The following is a 367-nucleotide window of genomic DNA, read 5'->3' as shown; positions in this document are numbered from 1 at the left end:
AGCCAGTGCGGGAGCGGCGAGGAATGCCGCCGACCGGCCCAGTTCGATCCAGCGGTTGGCATTGCCGAGCTCGTCGCGGGTGACGATCGCGGGAATGATTGCCGGCGCCGTCACGGTGAAGCATACGGTCCCGACGGCTCCGATGAATCCCAGTGCCCCGAGCAGAGGCAGATCGAGCACGCCCGCACCGAGGAGGAGGACAGTCGCGATCAGGGCCAGCAACCTCAATGCCTCCGATCCGAGCAGAAGGCTCCGTCGAGAGAGCCGATCTGCCGCGATTCCCGCCGGAATCGATAGCAGCAGGAACGGAAGTGTCTGTGCGGCCTGCAGCCAGCCGGACGAACGGACTCGGACGGCGTGGGCGCAG

General features: G+C 67.0%; 1 protein-coding gene. It reads right to left on the bottom strand.

The window, feature by feature from the left end:
• Window positions 1-330: MFS transporter (locus tag R0K30_RS21265; protein ID WP_410612758.1), on the bottom strand; the 330-nt coding region annotated here is incomplete at its 3' end.
• Between the last annotated feature and the right edge of the window lie 37 nt (window positions 331-367).

Origin of the sequence: Bacillus sp. SIMBA_154, assembly GCF_046536015.1 — a bacterium.
GTDB lineage: Bacteria > Bacillota > Bacilli > Bacillales > Bacillaceae > Bacillus > Bacillus pumilus_P.
The sequence above is the reverse complement of the archived record's forward strand: the minus strand, read 5'-3'. Positions and strand labels throughout refer to the sequence as shown.